We start from the raw sequence: 19,924 nt of genomic DNA, 5'->3' as shown, positions 1-19,924 counted from the left end.
CATGGACGATCAACTCAGCCGCTACCGCCAGAGCATCGACAATATCGACGCAGCGCTCGTCTACATGCTCGCCGAACGGTTCAAGGTGACGAAGGCGGTCGGCGAACTCAAGGCGAAGATCGACCTGCCCCCCGCCGACCCCGACCGCGAGGCACGGCAGGTCGAACGGCTGCGCGCGCTGGCGCGCGAGGCCGACCTCGATCCCGAATTCAGCGAAAAATTCCTGCGCTTCATCATCGACGAGGTGATCCGCCACCACGAACATCTGAAGCGGGAGGCCGGCGCATGACCGCTGCACATCCCATCTTCGCCAAATGGCCCGCACAGCATCCCGAGCGGCTGCAGCTTTTCACCGCGCCGACCCCGAACGGAGTCAAGCCCAGCATCATGCTCGAGGAATGCGGCCTGCCCTATGAAGCGCATCGCATCGACATCATGGCCAACGAAAGCCATGACCCGGCCTTTCTGGCGCTCAATCCGAATGGCAAGATTCCCGCGATCTACGATCCCGACGGACCGAACGGCACCCCGCTGGCGCTGTTCGAATCGGGGGCGATCCTGATCTATCTCGCCGACAAGACCGGCCAGTTTCTACCCGCCGAGGCGAACCGGCGTTACGAAGCGATCCAGTGGGTGATGTGGCAGATGGGCGGCATGGGACCGATGTTCGGCCAGCTCGGCTTCTTCCACAAATTCGCGGGTCGCGACTATGAGGACAAGCGCCCGCGCGATCGCTACGCGGCGGAATCGGCGCGGCTGCTCGGCGTCCTCGACGCGCGGCTCGACGGCCGGAGCTGGGTGATGGACGCCGATTACAGTATCGCCGACATCGCGATGCTCGGATGGGTGCGCAACCTGATCGGTTTCTATGATGCGGCCGACATCGTCGGTTTCGATCGCTTCAAACATGTGCAGGCATGGCTCGACCGCGGCCTTGCGCGCCCGGCCGTCCAGCGCGGGCTGGAGGTCGGCGCGAGCTGATAGCGGCGCAGGCGGCATCCCCGCAGAAACCCTCAAGGATAAAGAAAAAGCCCCGCCGGATCGCTCCGGTGGGGCTTTTCTTCGGTGGCGTATCTGCAGCCCCAGGGCGCGAGGACTTAGTCCTCGTCGCTCTGGATCAGATAATCGCCGGCATCGGCGTCGGTGCCGTGGGTTTCCCCTTCGACCGCGCCGAGCGGATCGTCGCCCATCGCCGCTTCGGGGCCCTGCGCCAGTTCGGCGGCATGCTCTTCGGCCGCGGTTTGCGGCGCGATGAGATGCGCTTCATTGGCGGCGCGCATGGCGGCACGCAGCGCCGCGTCCTTCGACGAGGCGGTGACGCGGATGCGGTTCATCGCCGCGCCGGTACCCGCCGGGATAAGGCGGCCGACGATGACGTTTTCCTTGAGGCCCATCAGCGAGTCGACCTTGCCCTGCACCGACGCTTCGGTGAGGACGCGGGTCGTTTCCTGGAACGATGCCGCCGAGACGAAGCTGCGCGTCTGCAGGCTCGCCTTGGTGATGCCCAGCAGAACCGGGCGCCCTTCGGCGGGCTTGCCGTTCTTCGGCAGCTTGGCGTTATATTCCATCATCTCCAGATAATCGAGCTGTTCGCCCGGCAGCAGCGTGGTGTCGCCGCCGTCGGTGATCTCGACCTTCTGCAGCATCTGGCGAACGATCACCTCGATGTGCTTGTCGTTGATCTTCACGCCCTGCAGTCGGTAGACCTCCTGGATTTCCGCGACGAGGAATTCGGCCAGCGCTTCGACACCCATCACGTCGAGGATGTCGTGCGGGTTCGGCGAGCCCGAGATCAGCGCGTCGCCGCGCTTCACATAGTCGCCTTCCTGCACTTCGAGCACCTTGGATTTCGGGATCAGATACTCGACCGCATCGCCCTCTTCCGGAACGATCGCGATCTTGCGCTTCGCCTTGTAATCCTTGACGAATTCGATGCGGCCCGAAAGCTTTGCGATGACCGCATTGTCCTTCGGAATGCGCGCTTCGAACAGCTCGGCAACACGCGGCAGACCGCCGGTGATGTCGCGCGTCTTCGACGCTTCGCGGGTGACACGGGCCAGAACGTCGCCCGCCTTCACTTCCTGACCGTCTTCGACCGAGATCATCGTGCCGACCGCGAGCAGATAGCGCGCGGCTTCACCCGACGCATCGTCGAGCAGGGTCAGGCGCGGCTGAAGGTCTTCCTTCTTGCCGCGGCCGGTGGTGCGATATTCGATCACGACGCGCTGGGCGATACCTGTCGCTTCGTCGACCTGTTCGGTCAGCGTCTTGGCATCGACCAGATCCTGATATTTCACGATGCCGTTCTTTTCGGTGATGAGCGGCATGGTGAACGGATCCCATTCGGCAATCCGGTCGCCCTTCTTCACCTTCTCGCCATTCTTGTGCATGATCTGCGCACCATAGGGCAGCTTGTGCGTCGCGCGTTCGCGGCCTTCGCTGTCGATGACCGCGATTTCGCCCGAACGCGACAGCGCCAGACGGCGACCGCGCTGGTCGACGATCGTTTCCATGTCGCGATATTCGATCGTGCCGTCCGAAATCGCTTCAAGGTTCGACTGTTCGTTGACCTGCGCAGCACCGCCGATGTGGAAGGTCCGCATCGTCAGCTGCGTGCCCGGTTCACCGATCGACTGCGCCGCGATGACGCCTACCGCTTCGCCGATGTTCACCGGCGTACCGCGCGCAAGGTCGCGGCCGTAGCATTTGGCGCAGACGCCCAGGCTGGCTTCGCAGACCAGCGGCGAGCGGATCTTTACCGCCTGCACTTCGGCTTCCTCGATCTTGGCGACCGTGGGTTCGTCGAGCAGCGTGCCGACGGGGGCAATGACATTGCCGTCCTTGTCGACAACATCCTCGAGCGTCGTGCGGCCCAGGATGCGCTCGCCCAGCGAGGCGATCGTCGAACCGCCCTGGATGATCGCGCGCATTTCCATGCCGCGGGTCGTACCGCAATCATCCTCGATCACAACGCAATCCTGCGACACGTCGACCAGACGGCGGGTCAGGTAACCCGAGTTCGCCGTTTTGAGCGCGGTGTCGGCGAGACCCTTACGGGCACCGTGGGTCGAGTTGAAATACTCGAGAACGGTCAGGCCTTCCTTGAAGTTCGAGATGATCGGCGTTTCGATGATCTCGCCCGACGGTTTGGCCATCAGGCCGCGCATGCCGGCAAGCTGCTTCATCTGCGCCGGCGAACCACGCGCGCCCGAGTGCGCCATCATGTAGATCGAGTTGACCGGAGCAAGCCGGCCGTCGTCGAGCTTCGGCGTCGCCCGGATTTCGTCCATCATCGCGTTCGCGACCTTGTCACCGCACTGCGACCAGGCGTCGATCGCCTTGTTGTACTTTTCCTGCTGCGTGATCAGGCCGTCCTGATACTGCTGCTCGAAATCCTTCACCAGCGCGCGGGTCTCGTCGACCAGCTTTTCCTTGGCGTCGGGGATGATCATGTCGTCCTTGCCGAACGAGATGCCGGCGCGGAACGCGTGGCGGAAGCCCAGCGCCATGATCGCGTCGGCGAACAGCACTGTCTCCTTCTGGCCGGTGTGACGATAGACCTGGTCGATCACGTCGCCGATTTCCTTCTTGGTCAGAAGGCGGTTGACGACGTCGAAGGGCACCGTGTGCGACTTCGGCAGGCATTCGCCGATCAGCATGCGGCCCGGCGTTGTTTCGAAGCGGCGCAGATATTCATTGCCGGCTTCGTCGGTCTGCGGAACGCGGCTGGTGATCTTCGAGTGCAGCGTAACCGCGCCCGTGTAAAGCGCCTGGTGTACTTCGGCCATGTCGGCCAGCAGCATGCCCTCGCCCGGTTCGCCTTCGCGTTCCATCGACAGATAATAGAGGCCGAGGACCATGTCCTGCGACGGAACGATGATCGGCTTGCCGTTCGCGGGGCTGAGGATGTTGTTGGTCGACATCATCAGCACGCGCGCTTCCAGCTGCGCTTCGAGGCTCAGCGGGACGTGCACGGCCATCTGGTCGCCGTCGAAGTCGGCGTTGAACGCGGCGCAGACCAGCGGGTGAAGCTGGATCGCCTTGCCCTCGATCAGCACGGGTTCGAACGCCTGGATGCCGAGGCGGTGGAGCGTCGGGGCGCGGTTCAGCAGGACCGGGTGCTCGCGAATGACTTCGTCGAGGATGTCCCAGACTTCCTTGCGTTCCTTTTCGACCCACTTCTTCGCCTGCTTGAGGGTCATCGACAGACCCTTGGCGTCGAGGCGCGCATAGATGAACGGCTTGAACAGCTCGAGCGCCATCTTCTTCGGCAGGCCGCACTGGTGCAGCTTGAGTTCCGGACCGGTCACAATGACCGAACGGCCCGAATAGTCGACGCGCTTGCCGAGCAGGTTCTGACGGAAGCGGCCCTGCTTGCCCTTGAGCATGTCGCTGAGCGACTTCAGCGGACGCTTGTTGGCACCGGTGATCGTACGGCCGCGGCGGCCGTTGTCGAACAGCGCGTCGACGGCTTCCTGCAGCATGCGCTTTTCGTTGCGGACGATGATGTCCGGCGCACGCAGCTCCATCAGGCGCTTCAGACGGTTGTTACGGTTGATGACGCGGCGATACAGGTCGTTGAGATCCGACGTCGCGAAGCGGCCGCCGTCGAGCGGCACCAGCGGGCGCAGTTCGGGCGGGATGACCGGAATGACTTCGAGGATCATCCACTCGGGACGGTTGCCCGATTCGATGAAGCTTTCGACGACTTTCAGACGCTTGATGATCTTCTTGGGCTTCAGCTCCGACTTGGTCGTCGCCAGCTCTTCCATCAGATCGACGCGTTCCTGTTCGAGGTCGAGCCCTTCGAGGAGCACGCGGATCGCCTCGGCGCCGATGCCGGCCGAGAAGGCGTCCTCGCCATATTCGTCCTGCGCGTCGAGCAGTTCGTCCTCGGTCAGAAGCTGGAACTTCTCGAGCGGCGTCAGGCCGGGTTCGAGAACGATATAGGCTTCGAAATAGAGGACGCGCTCAAGCTGCTTGAGCTGCATGTCGAGCAGCAGGCCGATGCGCGAGGGCAGCGACTTCAGGAACCAGATGTGCGCGACGGGCGCGGCGAGCTCGATATGGCCCATGCGCTCGCGGCGGACCTTGGTCACCGTGACTTCGACACCGCATTTTTCGCAGACGATGCCCTTGTATTTCATGCGCTTGTACTTGCCGCACAGGCATTCATAATCCTTGATCGGACCGAAGATGCGCGCACAGAACAGGCCGTCGCGTTCGGGCTTGAACGTGCGGTAGTTGATCGTTTCGGGCTTCTTGATCTCACCGAACGACCACGAGCGGATGCGCTCCGGGCTCGCGATGCCGATCTTGATCATGTCGAAGGTTTCGGGCTTCGCGACCGGGTTCATGAAGTTGGTAATCTGGTTCATATTCTAGCTCCACTCTTCCCCCTCCACCGCCGGCGGAAGGGGGTGAGGAAAATCATTCGGCGGCTTCGGGAAGAGCGTCCGGACCATCTTTGTCGTCTTCGTCCGTATAGGACGACAGTTCGACGTTGAGGCCCAGCGAGCGCATTTCCTTGACGAGCACGTTGAAGCTTTCGGGAATGCCTGCCTCGAAGGTGTCGTCGCCCTTGACGATCGCTTCGTAAACCTTGGTGCGGCCGATCACGTCGTCCGACTTCACCGTCAGCATTTCCTGCAGCGTGTAGGCGGCGCCATAAGCCTGGAGCGCCCACACTTCCATTTCACCGAAGCGCTGGCCGCCGAACTGCGCCTTACCGCCCAGCGGCTGCTGGGTGACGAGGCTGTACGGCCCGATCGAGCGCGCGTGGATCTTGTCGTCGACCAGGTGATGGAGCTTCAGGATATACATATATCCCACCGTCACCTTACGGTCGAAACGATCGCCCGTGCGGCCGTCGTACAGATCGACCTGACCCGACCGGTCGAGACCGGCACGTTCCAGCATCGTCGACACATCGCCTTCGCGCGCGCCGTCGAACACCGGCGTCGCGAACGGAATACCGAGCGACAGGTGGCCCGCCATCTCGACAATCTGATCATTGCTGCGACCCTTGATGTCGTCGGCATAATCGTCGCCATAGGCGGTGAGCAGCGCCTCACGTACCGCTTCGGGCGGCGCGCCCGCTTCGGGGTTCGGGTTTGCCGCACGCCAATCTTCGAGCGCCGCGGTAATCTGGCGGCCGAAACCGCGCGATGCCCAGCCGAGGTGCGTTTCGAGGATCTGACCGACGTTCATACGCGACGGCACGCCCAGCGGGTTGAGCACCACGTCGACATGCGTGCCGTCTTCGAGAAACGGCATGTCCTCGATCGGCAGGATGCGGCTGATGATACCCTTGTTCCCGTGACGGCCGGCCATCTTGTCGCCCGACTGCAGCTTGCGCTTGATGGCAACGAAGACCTTGACCATCTTGAGCACGCCCGGCGCGAGTTCGTCGCCGCGCTGCAGCTTTTCGACGCGGTCTTCATACTTCGCGTTGATCCGCTTGATCGCGTCGTCATACTGCGCCTTGATCGCTTCGAGCGCGGCCTGCGCCTTGTCGTCGACGACCGCGAGCTTCCACCAGTCGCCGCGATCGAGTTCGGCGAGCTGATCTTCGGTCAGCACGTCGCCCTTCTTCATGCCCTTGGGCACTGCGCTGGTGGCCTGGCCGACCAGCAGTTCCTTGAGGCTGGAGAAGGTCGCGCGGTTGAGGATCGCGCGCTCGTCGTCGGCGTCCTGCTTCAGACGCTCGATTTCCTCGCGTTCGATCGCGATCGCGCGTTCATCCTTGTCGATGCCGTGACGGTTGAAGACGCGGACTTCGACGACCGTACCCGACACGCCAGGCGGCAAGCGAAGCGAGGTGTCGCGCACGTCGCTGGCCTTTTCGCCGAAGATGGCGCGCAGCAGCTTTTCTTCGGGCGTCATCGGGCTTTCGCCCTTCGGCGTGATCTTGCCGACCAGGATGTCGCCCGGGCCGACTTCGGCGCCGATGTAGACGATGCCCGCTTCGTCGAGGTTGCGGAGCGCTTCTTCGCCGACGTTCGGAATGTCGCGCGTGATGTCCTCCGGCCCGAGGCGCGTGTCGCGGGCGGTGACTTCGAATTCCTCGATGTGGATCGAGGTGAAGACGTCGTCCTTCACGATGCGTTCGGAAATGAGGATCGAGTCCTCATAATTGTAGCCGTTCCACGGCATGAACGCGACGAGCACATTCTTGCCGAGCGCCAGTTCGCCTAGCTCGGTCGACGGACCGTCGGCGATGATGTCGCCGGTGCGGATCACGTCGCCCACCTTCACCAGCGGACGCTGGTTGATGCAGGTGTTCTGGTTCGACCGCTGGAACTTCTGGAGGCGATAGATGTCGACGCCCGACTTGCCGGGTTCGACAAGGTCGGTCGCACGGATGACGATACGCGTCGCATCGACCTGGTCGATGATGCCGCCGCGGCGTGCCGCGATGGCCGCACCCGAATCGCGTGCGACGGTGCCTTCCATGCCGGTACCGACGACGGGCGCTTCGGCCCGCAACAACGGCACGGCCTGACGCTGCATGTTCGATCCCATCAGCGCGCGGTTGGCGTCATCGTTTTCCAGGAACGGAATGAGCGAGGCCGCAACCGAAACCAGCTGCTTCGGCGACACGTCCATCAGCGTGATCTGTTCGCGCGGCGCCATCAGGAATTCGCCGGCTTCACGCGCCGAGATCAGCTCCTCGACGAAGCTGCCGTCGGGGTTGAGATCGGCGTTCGCCTGCGCGACCGTGTGCTTCGATTCCTCCATCGCCGACAGATAGACGACTTCGCTCGTCACCTTGCCGTCGACGACGCGGCGGTACGGGGTTTCGATGAAGCCATATTTGTTGACGCGCGCGAACGTCGCGAGGCTGTTGATCAGACCGATGTTCGGCCCTTCCGGCGTTTCGATCGGGCAGATACGGCCATAGTGCGTCGGATGGACGTCGCGGACTTCGAAGCCCGCGCGTTCGCGGGTCAGACCGCCCGGCCCGAGCGCCGAGACGCGGCGCTTGTGGGTGACTTCCGACAGCGGGTTGGTCTGGTCCATGAACTGCGAAAGCTGCGACGAGCCGAAGAATTCGCGCACCGCAGCAACCGCCGGCTTCGCGTTGATCAGATCGTTCGGCATCACGGTCGAGACGTCGACCGACGACATGCGCTCCTTGACCGCACGCTCCATGCGCAGCAGGCCGACGCGATACTGGTTTTCGAGCAGTTCGCCGACCGAACGGACGCGGCGGTTGCCGAGATTGTCGATATCGTCGATCTCGCCCTTGCCGTCCTTCAGGTTCACCAGTTCCTTGACCACGGCGAGGATGTCCTCGCTGCGCAGCGTCGTCACCGTGTCCTCTGCATCGAGGCCGAGGCGCATGTTGAGCTTGACGCGGCCCACCGCCGACAGGTCATAGCGTTCGGGATCGAAGAACAGGCCCGCGAACAGCGCGTCGGCGGTTTCGCGCGTCGGCGGTTCGCCGGGGCGCATGACGCGATAGATGTCGCTCAGCGCCTGATCGCGATCCTCGGCCTTGTCGGCCTTCAGCGTGTTGCGGATCCACGGACCGGTGTTGTTGTGGTCGATGTCGAGCAGCACCAGCTTGTCGATGCCGGCGGCGTCCATCTTTTCCAGATTTTCCGCGGTCACTTCGTCGCCGGCTTCGATGTAGATCTCGCCGGTCGATTCATTGATCAGGTCATAGGCGCTGTAACGGCCGAAGATTTCCTCGGTCGGGATCAGCAGCGTTTCAAGACCGTCCTTCGCCGCCTTGTTGGCAAGGCGCGGGCTGATCTTGTGGCCGGCAGCGAACACGACTTCGCCGGTCTTGGCGTCCACGATATCGAACGCCGGCTTCGCGCCGCGCCAGTTTTCGAGGACGAACGGAATCTTCCAGCCATCGGCCGCACGTTCGAAGATCATGCGGTCGTAGAAGAAGTTCAGGATTTCTTCGCCCGACATGCCCAGCGCATACAGCAGGCTGGTCACCGGAAGCTTGCGCTTGCGGTCGATACGGACGTTGACGATGTCCTTGGCGTCGAATTCGAAATCGAGCCACGAACCGCGATACGGAATGACGCGCGCGGCAAAGAGATATTTGCCCGACGAGTGGGTCTTGCCGCGGTCATGGTCGAACAGCACACCCGGCGAACGGTGCATCTGGCTGACGATGACACGCTCGGTGCCGTTGATGAAGAAGGTGCCGTTCTCGGTCATGAGCGGCATGTCGCCCATGTAGACGTCCTGCTCCTTGATATCGAGAACCGAACGCGTGTCGGTTTCGCTGTCGACTTCAAAGACGATCAGGCGCAGCGTAACCTTCATCGGCGCTGCATAGGTGATGCCGCGCTGACGGCATTCCTCGACGTCATATTTGGGCTCTTCGAGCTCGTAATGGACGAAGTCCAGCTCCGCGGTCCCGGCAAAGTCGCGGATCGGAAACACGCTGCGCAGCGTCTTTTCAAGGCCCGAGACGTAACCGACCGACGGATCGGAACGCAGGAACTGTTCATAGGATTCGCGCTGCACCTCGATGAGGTTGGGCATTTCCACGGCTTCGTGGATATTGCCGAACAGCTTGCGGATTCGCTTGGTTGCGGTTGCTTCGAGGGCCTTGCCCACCGACTTCGCCTTGGTCGCCATAAAGGATTGTCTCGCCTGTAAAAATTCGACTCGCGAGCGCGATAGAGACGCAAAAAAGCCGCAGGCAACCGTTGCCGGTTTACCGCAGCTTTCCAACGCATCTCGAAATCCCGACCGCCCTATTCGTGCCGCCTGCTGCGCAAAGTCAGGCCGCTTCCCGGACGGAAAGGTGTGAGGCGAATATAGGATCGGGCCCCGCCACTGTCAATTGTCGTCCCCCAATATAAGCTTTGCATCAGGCCCGCCGGCTCCATGACGTCGCCCCGCAGCGAATATTCCGTGCCGATTGCGCGCCGCGGCTCGCTTCGTCGCGGCTCTGCCACGGTTCGGCAGCTTTGGCATGGCCTTCGCGTCGCGGCATGCGTTCAAGGTCCATGTCAATCCGAAAACCACCAAGGAGAAAAGAAGCTATGCGCAAGATCGCAGGCATTGTCACGTCCCTCTCTCTCGGCCTCGCAATGGCCGCTGGCGCGCCGGCATTCGCGCAGAGCGCGCCCGCCGCGGCGCCGACCATCAACCTCGCGCCCGGCACGACGGTCTATGACTCGGCCGGCAAGGCGATCGGCCCGATTGCCAGTGTCGCCGACCCCAACGTCGTCATCACTGTCGATGGCAAGTCGGTCGCACTGCCCAAGACGTCGTTCATGGAAACCGACAAGGGCCCGGCGATCACGCTGACCCTCGAACAGCTCACCGCCTGGCTCGACCAGCAGGCCGCCGCCGCCACCGCGGCGCTGAACGCCGCGCTCGTCCCCGGCGCCGACATCCGCAGCGCCAAGGGCACCGCTATCGTTGGCAAGGTCAAGGTTGTCGAAGCCGACGCCGTCGTGCTGACGACCGCCGAAGGCGACATGCGCTTGCCGAAGTCGGCTTTCTTCCAGTCGCAGCAGGGTCTGGCCACGAGCTTCACCGCCGAGCAGTTTGCGGCGGCGATTGCCGAAGCCAAGGCTGCAGCGCAGCCCGCGGCGACCGCCGAAGCGGCAGCCGATCCGGCGCCCGCGGAAGCGACGGCAAAAGAAGCCAACTGATCGCAGCGCGATTGGTTAAAGGTGGGCGCGAGGGACATCCCTCGCGCCCTTCTTTTTGTCCGCGGATCAGGCCGCCATGCGCAGCCGGTTGCGCCCTTCGCGCTTGGCGAGATAGAGCGCCTTGTCGGCGCGGTGCAGCAATTCCTCGACGCTGGCGTCGGCGGCATAGGCCGCAAGGCCGATGCTGATCGTGACATGCGCCGGGCCTTCGGCCTCGACATCGGCCTTTTCGATCGACGCCCGAATGCGCTCGGCGACCAGTTCCGCCGACCGGGCGCTCGGCCCCTGAAAGATGCACACAAATTCCTCGCCGCCATAGCGGCCGACGACATCCTCTTCGCGCAGCGTAGCCTTCGCGCGCTGCCCCACCCAGCGGATGACCTCGTCGCCCACTGCATGACCGTGACGATCGTTGATCTGCTTGAAATGATCGATGTCGAAAATCGCCACTGCGAGTTGCGTCCGGCCCTCGCCTGCCGCCAGCAAGGCGCGATTGAGCAGCGCGAGTGTCGAGCGCCGGTTGGGCAGCCCAGTGAGCATGTCGGTGTTCGCGGCTTCCTCGGCGATGCTGCGCGCGGCTTCCAGGCTGCGGGCATTTTCGACCGTTGCTGTGACATCCTGCACTGTACCGAAAATGCCGACGCTGCGCCCGCCGCGCCCGCGCTCGATCGAACCGTGCGATTTGACATAGCGTATCGCGCCGTCGGCGCGGATGATCCGTCCCTGATATTCGAAGGGTTCGCCGGTGCGCACCGCCTCTTCCAATATCGCCCTCACCGCGGGCTGATCCTCTTCGACATATTGCTCGACGCTGGTCGTCACGCTGACCGGCGCGCCGGGTTCCAGCCCGTGGATGCGATAGGTCTGGTCCGACCAGTGGATCGTCCAGCGCATCAGATCGACGCGCCAATGGCCCACCAGCGCAGCCGCTTCGGCCTGCACCAGCCAGCGATTGCTCTGCTCGAGCCGTTTGGCGAGCCGGCGCTGGACGACGAGCGATGCAGCGAGCGGCAGCGCGGTCGACTGAAGCGCGAGCAGATAGAATTGCAGGAAGAAGACCTGCTCCTTGACGCTGGCCTCCATCGCCGCGACCGGCCCGTGCCCCTGCCCGGTCAGCCAGGCCGCGATGCCGGCGATGATGAGCATGCCGGCCGCGGCGCCGAACGGACCGACGCGATAGGCGGCGACGATCACCGCGATGACCGGAAGGAATGTCGCCGGAAAATGCGATTGTTCGAAGCTGACCGCGGTGATCAGCGCCGCAAGCGCCAGCACTGCGATCGCTTCGATCTTCATGCGCATCGTCGCATTGTCGAGCGCTTTCGACGCGACAAGCCGCGTCAGCATGATCAACGGCGGCGCCACGATCAGCATGCCGAGCGCCACGGTCGTCATCCACGAGAGGAAGAAGTCGAGGCCGATGCCGCCGAAAGCCAGCATCGTACCGCCCCCCGCGATCAAGGCACTGGCCATGCTGGCCACGATCACCGCAAGGCAGAAGCTGGGGACGGCGCGCGGCACCATGAACGAGAGGTCCTCGCCCTCGCGGCGGCGAACGATCCAGAAGGCGAGCCCCGCCTCGACCGAATTGGCGAGCGTGAAAATCGCCGCCATCAGGAAGGGCGCCCCGCTCAGCATGTTCGCGGCAAGGCTGGCCGCCGCTGCGGCGCCGATCGCCGCCGGTCGTGCGCGCCCCGGCATCAACAGCAGCAACGCCAGGAAATAGCCGCTCGGCGGCCAGATCGCGGCGATATTGTCCTCCCCCTTCGTCGCATGCAGCGACAGGCTGGCGAGCATGAAATAGCCAAGCGCCATCAGCAGCGACCAGAACGTCGCTTCTACTCGTGGGGGGAGTGTCCGCGTCATGCCCGTTTTCTGGCAAAAACTGGAAAACAAATGGCTAACATCGCCACCTGTTTAGCCGGGAACGGGCGCGAAATCTCTGCAAATCATCGCGTTAGTCGAACCCGCCGAAAGTCATTGCGACGACCTGTTCGACCCGCGCTTCGTCCCATTCGATCCGGCGGTCGAGAATCAGCATTGCCAGCCCGTGCACCAATGACCAGGCGTGGAGCGCCGCGACGTCGGGCGCATCGAGCTGCGGCAGCGCCTGCGACACCCCGACGCGCAGCAGGTTGAAGGCGGTTTCGCCGCCATCGGTCCCCGCTTCGCGATAGCGTTCGGGCATCTGGCGCGTGAAGCTGAGCCGAAAGATAGCGGGGTCTTCGTGCGCAAAGCGGACATAGGCGATACCGATCGCAAGAAAGCCCGCCTTACCGCCGCCCGCCTTGAGCCACGCCTGCGCCTGCAACGCCCCCAGCCGCCGCAATCCTTCGTCGGCCAGCGCGTCGAGCAACGCCTCCTTGTCGGGGAAATGCCGGTAAAGCGCGGTCGCGCTGACCCCGACGTCGCGCGCCAGCGCGCGCAGGCCAAGCTCGGCATCGTCGCCCTCGGTCAGCCGCTTCATCCCGGCGGCGATCACCGCGGCGCGCAAGTCGCCATGATGATAGCCCTTGCCACGCGGCGTCGCCCCCGCATCGGCATTTTCTATGTTGACACTGTTATCTTCGTCGATCATGTTTGCACTGTAAACATCGCGAGTCGGTCGCGCAAGCGAAAGGAGAAGGGCATGGCGAGCAATATGGAAACGCTGATCCGCGGCGCGGTCACCAAAGGCATAGGCAAGGTCGCCGATTTCAACCGCAAGCGCCTGCCCCGCCCCACCGACGCGCATCCCTATCTGACCGGCATCCACAAACCGATGACCGAGGAACTGACGATCGAAGCCCTGCGCGTCGACGGGGACATTCCCGCGGCGCTTTCGGGCCGTTATCTGCGCAATGGCCCCAACCCGGCTCTCCCCCCCGATCCCGCGAGCTATCACTGGTTCACGGGCGCCGGCATGGTCCACGGTCTGCGTATAGGCGGCGGCCAGGCCCACTGGTACCGCAATCGCTGGGTGCGCGGGACCGAGGCGTGCGCAAAGCTCGGCGAGCCGATCCCGCCCGGCGCGCGCACCGACGGCTTCGATGCCCCCAACACCAATGTCGTCGGATTGGCGGGACGCACCTTCGCGATCGTCGAGGCGGGCGGCAAGCCTGTCGAGCTCGACGATCAACTCGCGACGATCGCCCACAACCCCTTTGATGGCACGCTCGCCGGCCCCTATACGGCGCACCCGCATCATGACCCGCTCACCGGCGAGACGCATGCGATCACCTACCGCGGCGACGAAATGAACAAGGTCTGGCACGTCGTACTCGACGACAAGGCGCAGGTGATCCGCGAGGAAGCGGTTGCAGTGAGCGACGGTCCGTCGATCCACGACTGCGCCATCACCGAAAATTACGTGCTGGTGTTCGATCTGCCGGTCACCTTTTCGATGAAGTCGCTGCTTGCGGGCTATCGCTTTCCCTATGCGTGGAACGAAGCCCATCCGGCGCGCGTCGGCCTCCTCCCCAGGAAAGGCCGCGGCGACGAGGTGGTGTGGGTGCCGGTCGATCCCTGCTATGTCTTTCACCCCGCCAATGCGTTCGAAACCGCCGACGGCAAGGTCGTCGTCGATGTCGTCGCGCACGACACGATGTTCGCACGCTCGAAGCGCGGCCCCGACAGCGAACGGTCGCGCATGGAACGCTGGACGATCGACCCGGCGGCGGGAACGACGACGCGCGCAGTTGTACACGATCATCCGCAGGAATTTCCGCGCTACGACGAACGGCTGACCACCCGCCCCTATCGCTATATCTACAGCGTCGCCATTCCGGGCGATGGCGCGGTCGAAATGGCGATCGCCGATACCCGGCTCTTTCGTCACGATCTGGAAAAAGGCACGACCGAAGCCCGCGATTTCGGCTCCGGCCGCCACCCCGGTGAGTTCGTCTTCGTGCCGCGCAGCGCCGCGGGCGCCGAAGATGACGGCTGGCTGATCGGCCTGATCGTCGACATGAACAAGGAAACGAGCGAGCTCGTCATCCTCAACGCCGACGATTTTACCGGCGCGCCGCAAGCGGTGATCCATCTGCCGCACCGGATCCCCCCCGGCTTTCACGGCAATTGGGTCGCCGATTAGGACGGCCAGCGGTTGACGCGGCGGAGTCATTTCCACATTGATTGGGGAAAGGAGACAGACATGAAGCACTTTGCAGCCGCGTTTGCCGTCTTGGCGTTCCTCTCGTCGCCCGTCGCGGCCGACGAGAATGCGAAGACGCTCAAAGGGACGCTCACCCTTTTCAAGGGTCAAAAGTTCGACGGCGAATCCTATCGCATTGCCAAAGATAATCCCAGCTTGGGGCATGATTTCCTTGTCGGCAGCATAGCCGTCTTTCCCGGCGACGTCTGGGAGGTATGCGATAAGCCTAAATACAAGGGCAACTGCCTGACCCTCTCGGCAGACGAAACCGGTATAGGTAAGGCAATGCTGCAGTCCGCGCGCTTGATCAAAGCCGCAGGAGATTAAGCAGAGAAGCGGCAAATGGTGCTTGTCGTACATGTAAAGTCCAGCACTAGACGCCAAAATTCTTCGTCCAATCGCCGGGCCGCCACGGCTCGTCGTGAAAAGCGCTGTCATTTGGCAGCGCTTTTCACGCGCGGTTCGTTTTCCTTTCACTATGACGAAGAAGCTCCCCCTCCTCCGCCCTGCCACGAGCGCGATGGCCGCGTTCCTGGTCCTGTCCACCCCGGCCGCCTTTGCGCAGACCGCGCCGGCCGAAACCACGCCCCCCGCGATGGCGCCCGAACCCGTCGCGCCGCCGGTTGTGATGGTGCCACCGGTCGCCGCACCGGCTCCGCAGACGACGCAGCCTGCGACGCCCGCACCTGCGCCGTTCATCCGCGTGCCGCTCGACGTCGCGCCCCCAGCTACCGAAGCAACGCCGAAGGTCGCCGAACCGCAGGCGGAGGCCGCCCCTGCGCCGCGCGCCGAACGTCAGGCGAAAGCCGCACCGGCCGAGCGGACCCGCGAGCCCGGGGCCGCCCCGGCGAGCCCCGCAACCGAACCAGCCGAACCGGCTACCGCAACCGCATCGACGCTCGCCGAAGATAGCGCGCTGACGCCGCCGCTTGCGACGCCGGTCGCCGAACCCGCAGATCCTATGGTCGCACAGCCCGCCGACGCGGGCGGCGACGCCTTCCCCTGGGAAATCGCAGGCGGTGCCGCAGCGCTGCTGCTCGCTGGCGGCGCAGCGTTCGCCTTGATGCGTCGCCGCCGCGCCGACTTAATTGTCGAGAACACGCGCTACGAAGACGTCATCACGGCCTCTGCGCCCGAAATCACGCGCACGCCCGTCTTCACGGCACCTCCCGCCAAACCGCGTTCGACGCCCGCATTCGCCACCGCGCCGCACGGCAGCATGGGCCGTCATGAGGCGCTGGCCATGGCCGGCCCGAGCGAGGACAATCCCTTCCTGACGCTCAAGAAGCGGCTGAAGCGCGCGCGCTTCTATGACCGCCGCGAACGGATGGACTATGATGCGCTGCTCGCTGAACAGAAGGATATGCGCCGCCAGCCGGCCAGCGCGTGGGATATCGCCCAGCATCCCGAACCGGCCCCGGCGCAGCAGGACGTGCATCGTCCCGATATCCGCCCCGCGCGCCCGGGCCTGCGCCCCGGTTTCGCCAAGGGCTGAGCCAGAGGCTGACTAGCCGCGCGCGCCAAATTTGTTCGTCGCGCAAGGAAAAAGGGCGGCGCCGCAAGGCACCGCCCTTTTTCTTGTCGCCATGGTTCCGCCGGGAGCCGGCGGCAACCGCTGCGAACGACAGCGAACTTACTTGAGTTCGACGGTCGCGCCGGCAGCTTCCAGCTTCTTCTTGATGTCTTCGGCTTCGGCCTTGTTGACACCTTCCTTGACGGCCTTCGGCGCGCCTTCGACGAGCGCCTTAGCTTCGCCCAGGCCCAGGCCGGTGATCGCGCGGACTTCCTTGATGACGTTGATCTTCTGACCACCGTCGCCGGTCAGGACGACGTCGAATTCGTCCTTTTCTTCAGCAGCCGGAGCGCCAGCGCCAGCAGCCGGAGCGGCAACAGCGACAGCAGCGGCGGCCGAAACGCCCCACTTTTCTTCGAGCATCTTCGAAAGTTCAGCAGCTTCCAGAACGGTCAGCGCCGACAGGTCTTCAACGATCTTAGCAAGATCAGCCATTTTCATTCTCCATCAGAACCGGGATAGCCCGGTGAATTGGTAAGGGTAGGTAGGGTTTATGCCGCTTCCTTGGCGCCATAGGCACCAAAGACCCGCGCCAGCTGACCAGCCGGGGCTGCCGCAATCTGGGCAACCTTGGTGGCCGGAGCCTGAAGCAGGCCGATAAGCGTGCCGCGCAGCTCGTCGAGCGACGGCAGCGAAGCGAGCGCCTTCACGCCTTCCACGTCGAGGACAACATCCCCCATGCCGCCGCCAACGATTTCAAGCTTGTCGTTGGTCTTGGCAAATTCCACGGCGATCTTCGCAGCCGCCACCGCATCGGTGGAAGCGGCAATAGCCGTGGGACCGGTCAGATAATCGCTGATGCCGGTGTAGGGCGTGCCTTCGAGCGCGATCTTGGCCAGGCGGTTCTTCGCGACCTTGAAGCTCGCGCCCGCGTCGCGCATCTGCTGGCGAAGCACCGTCGACTGGGCGACGGTAAGACCAAGGTTGCGAACGATCACAACCGAAGCCGCATTCGACAGCGTAGCATTCAGCGAGGATACGGCATCGGCTTTTTGAGCACGATCCATGCCTGTTTCTCCACTCTGTGCCCGGATGCGCGCAACAGGGCGCGCCGCCGGGCGGCTAACGAACGCAAAGGCCAGAAGGGACGCATCCCGCCTGTCCGTTGCGTGGCGATGTCCGATGGGGTCGGTCAAGCCGCGGGCGCCTGGATACAGGCGGGCGACCGAAAAAGACTGTTCCCCGTCTAGGCTGGAAATTAAGCGGGGCAAATCCCCCGCACCAACTGTCTCGGACGGAATTGCCAGGATCGAAACCCTGACAACACGGGGGCGCTTAATAGCGGCGAGCCGCCGCGAGTCAAGGAAAATAGCCGGACCCGCCGCAGGGCGTTCGCGCACAAAATCGCGCAAATCCCCTTGCGCAATTTCATTTAAGATATATCTTAGAGCTATCTAAAAACAGTCTAAAGGATAAAGACATGTACTTTCATGGACATAGAGGCGATCGCGGATGCGGCATGCGCCATGGGATGCGCCACGGCGGGCGCGGATTCGGACCCGGCTTCGGCCGCGGGCGCGGATTCGGCGGCCGTCACGGCCACGATGACGAGGGCCGCGGCCGGCGCCGCCGGATGTTCGACAGCGGCGAATTGCGCCTCGTCCTGCTGCGGCTGATCGCCGACGAACCGCGCCACGGCTACGACCTGATCCGGCGGATCGAGGAACTGACGGGCGGCGCCTATGCGCCCAGCCCCGGCGTGATCTACCCCACCCTCACCCTGCTCGACGACATGGGCCAGATTGCCGCCGCCGACAGCGAGGGCGCCAAGAAGCTGTTCGCGATTACGCCGGAGGGTCAGGCCGAACTCGACGCCAACGCCGCGCTCATCGACGAACTGCTGGCGCGGCTGGCGGCGATCGGCGATGAGCAGCAGCGCACAGACAGCGCTTCGGTGCGCCGGGCGATGGGCAATTTGCGCGCCGTACTGATGAACCGGCTGCGCGACCGCGACCTCGACGAAGCGACGCTCCACGAGATTGTGGCGCGGATCGACGAGGCGGCGCAAAAGATCGAGCGGCTTTGATGGAGGCTCAGATGGCCCATAGCGCTACCGCACAGGTCCCCACGGCGCATGCGAGCAAATATCTGCAGCAGCTCTGCAAGCATTGGCAGCATAATCTGGCGGTCACCTTCACCGCCGATCACGGCACCGTCACCTTTCCGCGCGACGCGCGCGGGGCGGACTGGCCGGGCGACGGGCTCGTGACGTTCGACGCCGGCGAAGCAAGGCTGTCGGTTCGCATCGATGCGAGCGCCGAGGGCCAGCTCGAGGCAGTGAAGGGCGCGGTTGCGCGCCACCTCGACCGCTTCGCCTTTCGCGAAGCGCCCCTGCGCTTCGACTGGCAATAGACACGAGAACGACCTGGGCCGGCGGTCAATACCGCCGGCCCGGCCGGTCAACCGATGGTTCGCATTATGTCAGTCGGCGCGCGCGGGAAGACCGTTGACGAGCTGATGCAGCTCACCGGCTTCCCACATTTCCATCATGATATCGCTGCCGCCGACGAATTCGCCCTTCACATAGAGCTGGGGGATCGTCGGCCAGTCCGAAAATTCCTTGATGCCCTGCCGGATTTCCATGTCCTGCAGTACATCGACGCTGGCATATTCGACGCCGAGCCGGTCGAGCATCGCAATGGCGCGCGACGAAAAGCCGCACTGCGGGAAAAGCGGCGTGCCCTTCATGAAGAGCAGGACGGGATTGTCGGCGACCAGCTTGGCAATGCGGTCGTGGGTGGCTTCGGTCATAACAGGTCTCCGGCACGGGCGCGGGCGCGCCGCATTGGGGTCATACCCCTATGAAGGGATGGCGGTGGTCAATTGCAAGGCGTGAAGTTCGCCGCCCATGCGCCCGCCGAGCGCGGCATAGACCGCCTTGTGCTGCGCAACGCGGCTCAATCCACGAAAGGATTCGCTGACGATATGCGCCGCATAATGATCATTGTCGCCGGCAAGATCGGTAATCGTCACCTCCGCGTCGGGAAGCGCCGCCTCGATCATCGCCCGCAAATCGGATTCGCGCATGCCCATGCCGGATGTCCCGCCCGATTCCGCGATCAGCTCTGCGCGTCGATGAACTGGCGGCGCGCCTCGGCCGTCTTTTCGTTGAGCATCGAGCGGATTTCGGCGTCGCTGATCTCCACCGCGGCGGCAGTCAGGTCGCCGGCCAGCTTGCGGATCACATCCTCGTCGCCGGCTTCCTCGAAATCGGCCTGCACGACCGCCTTGGCATAGGCGTCGGTTTCCTCGGGCGTCAGCCCCATGCGCTCGGCGGCCCATTCGCCGAGCAGGCGATTGCGGCGTGCGGTGATGCGGAACTGCACCTCCTGGTCGCGGGCGAACTTCGCCTCGAAAGCCCGTTCACGATCGTCGAATCCGCTCATTTCACCCTCTTTTGGAAATTGACCCTGTCGGGATGGCAGATAGGTGGCCGCGCCCCGGCGCGCAAGCCGCCTGTGCGGCAGATCACTTCCCTTTTCGCCACAAGGGGTTTAGGGTCCGCCGCAACGGGAATGGGTCGTACCGCAGCAACAGACTGCGCCTTGCCGCCAAACCAGATGGCCAGGTGCCCGATGTCGT

17 protein-coding genes are annotated in these 19,924 nt (G+C 63.9%); 8 read left to right on the top strand and 9 right to left on the bottom strand.

What is annotated here, in order from left to right:
- Position 1: 1 nt before the first annotated feature.
- Together AOA14_RS13175 and AOA14_RS13170 are read left to right on the top strand one after the other, a co-directional pair.
- Entirely contained in the window at positions 2 to 289 is a 288-nt protein-coding gene (locus AOA14_RS13175; protein WP_058812022.1) for a chorismate mutase, read from the top strand.
- On the top strand, positions 286 to 981 hold the full coding sequence (locus tag AOA14_RS13170) for a glutathione S-transferase N-terminal domain-containing protein (RefSeq protein WP_062902134.1): 696 nt from the start codon (positions 286 to 288) through the stop codon (positions 979 to 981). The genes AOA14_RS13175 and AOA14_RS13170 overlap by 4 nt, the downstream gene beginning before the upstream one ends.
- A gap of 116 nt (positions 982 to 1,097) precedes the next feature.
- On the opposite strand, the gene rpoC is transcribed toward AOA14_RS13170, so the two are convergent.
- Both rpoC and rpoB read right to left on the bottom strand, forming a co-directional pair.
- Positions 1,098 to 5,378, bottom strand: a complete 4,281-nt coding sequence (gene rpoC / locus AOA14_RS13165; RefSeq protein ID WP_058812020.1) for a DNA-directed RNA polymerase subunit beta' — start codon at positions 5,376 to 5,378, stop codon at positions 1,098 to 1,100.
- A gap of 52 nt (positions 5,379 to 5,430) precedes the next feature.
- Positions 5,431 to 9,609 (bottom strand): DNA-directed RNA polymerase subunit beta, encoded by a 4,179-nt coding sequence (rpoB, locus tag AOA14_RS13160; protein WP_058812019.1) that lies wholly within the window; start codon positions 9,607 to 9,609, stop codon positions 5,431 to 5,433.
- 410 nt (positions 9,610 to 10,019) lie between these two features.
- On the opposite strand from rpoB, the gene AOA14_RS13155 reads away from it, so the two are divergent.
- On the top strand, positions 10,020 to 10,637 hold the full coding sequence (locus AOA14_RS13155; protein ID WP_003039148.1) for a hypothetical protein: 618 nt from the start codon (positions 10,020 to 10,022) through the stop codon (positions 10,635 to 10,637).
- Positions 10,638 to 10,703: 66 nt separating this feature from the next.
- On the opposite strand, the gene AOA14_RS13150 is transcribed toward AOA14_RS13155, so the two are convergent.
- Both AOA14_RS13150 and AOA14_RS13145 read right to left on the bottom strand, forming a co-directional pair.
- The gene (locus AOA14_RS13150; protein ID WP_238929656.1) at positions 10,704 to 12,503 is read right to left on the bottom strand and encodes a sensor domain-containing diguanylate cyclase; all 1,800 of its coding nucleotides are present in this window, start codon (positions 12,501 to 12,503) and stop codon (positions 10,704 to 10,706) included.
- Positions 12,504 to 12,594: 91 nt separating this feature from the next.
- Positions 12,595 to 13,215, bottom strand: coding sequence for a TetR/AcrR family transcriptional regulator (locus AOA14_RS13145; RefSeq protein ID WP_062902132.1), 621 nt, complete (start codon positions 13,213 to 13,215; stop codon positions 12,595 to 12,597).
- Positions 13,216 to 13,266: 51 nt separating this feature from the next.
- On the opposite strand from AOA14_RS13145, the gene AOA14_RS13140 reads away from it, so the two are divergent.
- From AOA14_RS13140 to AOA14_RS13130, 3 genes are all read left to right on the top strand, one after another.
- The gene (locus AOA14_RS13140; protein ID WP_062902131.1) at positions 13,267 to 14,709 is read left to right on the top strand and encodes an 8'-apo-carotenoid 13,14-cleaving dioxygenase; all 1,443 of its coding nucleotides are present in this window, start codon (positions 13,267 to 13,269) and stop codon (positions 14,707 to 14,709) included.
- Positions 14,710 to 14,769: 60 nt separating this feature from the next.
- Complete coding sequence (locus AOA14_RS13135; protein ID WP_003039158.1) at positions 14,770 to 15,096, top strand: beta/gamma crystallin-related protein; 327 nt, start codon at positions 14,770 to 14,772, stop codon at positions 15,094 to 15,096.
- Positions 15,097 to 15,247: 151 nt separating this feature from the next.
- Complete coding sequence (locus AOA14_RS13130) at positions 15,248 to 16,264, top strand: hypothetical protein (RefSeq protein ID WP_062902130.1); 1,017 nt, start codon at positions 15,248 to 15,250, stop codon at positions 16,262 to 16,264.
- A gap of 138 nt (positions 16,265 to 16,402) precedes the next feature.
- Here AOA14_RS13130 and rplL read toward each other — a convergent pair whose 3' ends face one another.
- Both rplL and rplJ read right to left on the bottom strand, forming a co-directional pair.
- A complete protein-coding gene (rplL, locus tag AOA14_RS13125) occupies positions 16,403 to 16,777 on the bottom strand; it encodes a 50S ribosomal protein L7/L12 (RefSeq protein WP_003039166.1) in 375 nt (124 codons plus the stop codon).
- 56 nt (positions 16,778 to 16,833) lie between these two features.
- Positions 16,834 to 17,349, bottom strand: a complete 516-nt coding sequence (rplJ, locus tag AOA14_RS13120) for a 50S ribosomal protein L10 (protein ID WP_003039169.1) — start codon at positions 17,347 to 17,349, stop codon at positions 16,834 to 16,836.
- Between the two features lie 452 nt (positions 17,350 to 17,801).
- Between rplJ and AOA14_RS13115 the strand changes: the two genes are divergently transcribed.
- A complete protein-coding gene (locus tag AOA14_RS13115) occupies positions 17,802 to 18,368 on the top strand; it encodes a helix-turn-helix transcriptional regulator (RefSeq protein WP_062902129.1) in 567 nt (188 codons plus the stop codon).
- 11 nt (positions 18,369 to 18,379) lie between these two features.
- Positions 18,380 to 18,694: a DUF2218 domain-containing protein gene (locus tag AOA14_RS13110; RefSeq protein WP_062902128.1), complete on the top strand. Its 315-nt coding sequence runs from the start codon at positions 18,380 to 18,382 to the stop codon at positions 18,692 to 18,694.
- A gap of 69 nt (positions 18,695 to 18,763) precedes the next feature.
- Here AOA14_RS13110 and grxD read toward each other — a convergent pair whose 3' ends face one another.
- From grxD to AOA14_RS13095, 3 genes are read right to left on the bottom strand one after another with little or no spacing between them, the layout of a single operon-like run.
- Entirely contained in the window at positions 18,764 to 19,093 is a 330-nt protein-coding gene (gene grxD / locus AOA14_RS13105; RefSeq protein WP_003039178.1) for a Grx4 family monothiol glutaredoxin, read from the bottom strand.
- Between the two features lie 48 nt (positions 19,094 to 19,141).
- On the bottom strand, positions 19,142 to 19,375 hold the full coding sequence (locus tag AOA14_RS13100) for a BolA/IbaG family iron-sulfur metabolism protein (protein WP_062769264.1): 234 nt from the start codon (positions 19,373 to 19,375) through the stop codon (positions 19,142 to 19,144).
- Positions 19,376 to 19,401: 26 nt separating this feature from the next.
- Positions 19,402 to 19,728 (bottom strand): DUF1476 domain-containing protein, encoded by a 327-nt coding sequence (locus AOA14_RS13095; protein WP_062902127.1) that lies wholly within the window; start codon positions 19,726 to 19,728, stop codon positions 19,402 to 19,404.
- Between the last annotated feature and the right edge of the window lie 196 nt (positions 19,729 to 19,924).

Source organism: Sphingopyxis terrae subsp. terrae NBRC 15098, from assembly GCF_001610975.1.
Classification (GTDB): Bacteria; Pseudomonadota; Alphaproteobacteria; order Sphingomonadales; family Sphingomonadaceae; genus Sphingopyxis; species Sphingopyxis terrae_A.
This window is presented reverse-complemented; position numbering and strand designations above follow the sequence as displayed.

Coding starts and splice junctions, on each gene's coding strand:
- AOA14_RS13095 (WP_062902127.1), bottom strand. CDS start 19,728: ATGAGCGGATTCGACGATCGTGAACGGGCTTTCGAGGCGAAGTTCGCC.
- AOA14_RS13140 (WP_062902131.1), top strand. CDS start 13,267: ATGGCGAGCAATATGGAAACGCTGATCCGCGGCGCGGTCACCAAAGGC.
- AOA14_RS13145 (WP_062902132.1), bottom strand. CDS start 13,215: ATGATCGACGAAGATAACAGTGTCAACATAGAAAATGCCGATGCGGGG.
- AOA14_RS13115 (WP_062902129.1), top strand. CDS start 17,802: ATGCGCCATGGGATGCGCCACGGCGGGCGCGGATTCGGACCCGGCTTC.
- rplL (WP_003039166.1), bottom strand. CDS start 16,777: ATGGCTGATCTTGCTAAGATCGTTGAAGACCTGTCGGCGCTGACCGTT.
- AOA14_RS13175 (WP_058812022.1), top strand. CDS start 2: ATGGACGATCAACTCAGCCGCTACCGCCAGAGCATCGACAATATCGAC.
- rpoB (WP_058812019.1), bottom strand. CDS start 9,609: ATGGCGACCAAGGCGAAGTCGGTGGGCAAGGCCCTCGAAGCAACCGCA.
- AOA14_RS13155 (WP_003039148.1), top strand. CDS start 10,020: ATGCGCAAGATCGCAGGCATTGTCACGTCCCTCTCTCTCGGCCTCGCA.
- rplJ (WP_003039169.1), bottom strand. CDS start 17,349: ATGGATCGTGCTCAAAAAGCCGATGCCGTATCCTCGCTGAATGCTACG.
- AOA14_RS13150 (WP_238929656.1), bottom strand. CDS start 12,503: ATGACGCGGACACTCCCCCCACGAGTAGAAGCGACGTTCTGGTCGCTG.
- grxD (WP_003039178.1), bottom strand. CDS start 19,093: ATGACCGAAGCCACCCACGACCGCATTGCCAAGCTGGTCGCCGACAAT.
- AOA14_RS13110 (WP_062902128.1), top strand. CDS start 18,380: ATGGCCCATAGCGCTACCGCACAGGTCCCCACGGCGCATGCGAGCAAA.
- AOA14_RS13100 (WP_062769264.1), bottom strand. CDS start 19,375: ATGGGCATGCGCGAATCCGATTTGCGGGCGATGATCGAGGCGGCGCTT.
- rpoC (WP_058812020.1), bottom strand. CDS start 5,378: ATGAACCAGATTACCAACTTCATGAACCCGGTCGCGAAGCCCGAAACC.
- AOA14_RS13170 (WP_062902134.1), top strand. CDS start 286: ATGACCGCTGCACATCCCATCTTCGCCAAATGGCCCGCACAGCATCCC.
- AOA14_RS13130 (WP_062902130.1), top strand. CDS start 15,248: ATGACGAAGAAGCTCCCCCTCCTCCGCCCTGCCACGAGCGCGATGGCC.
- AOA14_RS13135 (WP_003039158.1), top strand. CDS start 14,770: ATGAAGCACTTTGCAGCCGCGTTTGCCGTCTTGGCGTTCCTCTCGTCG.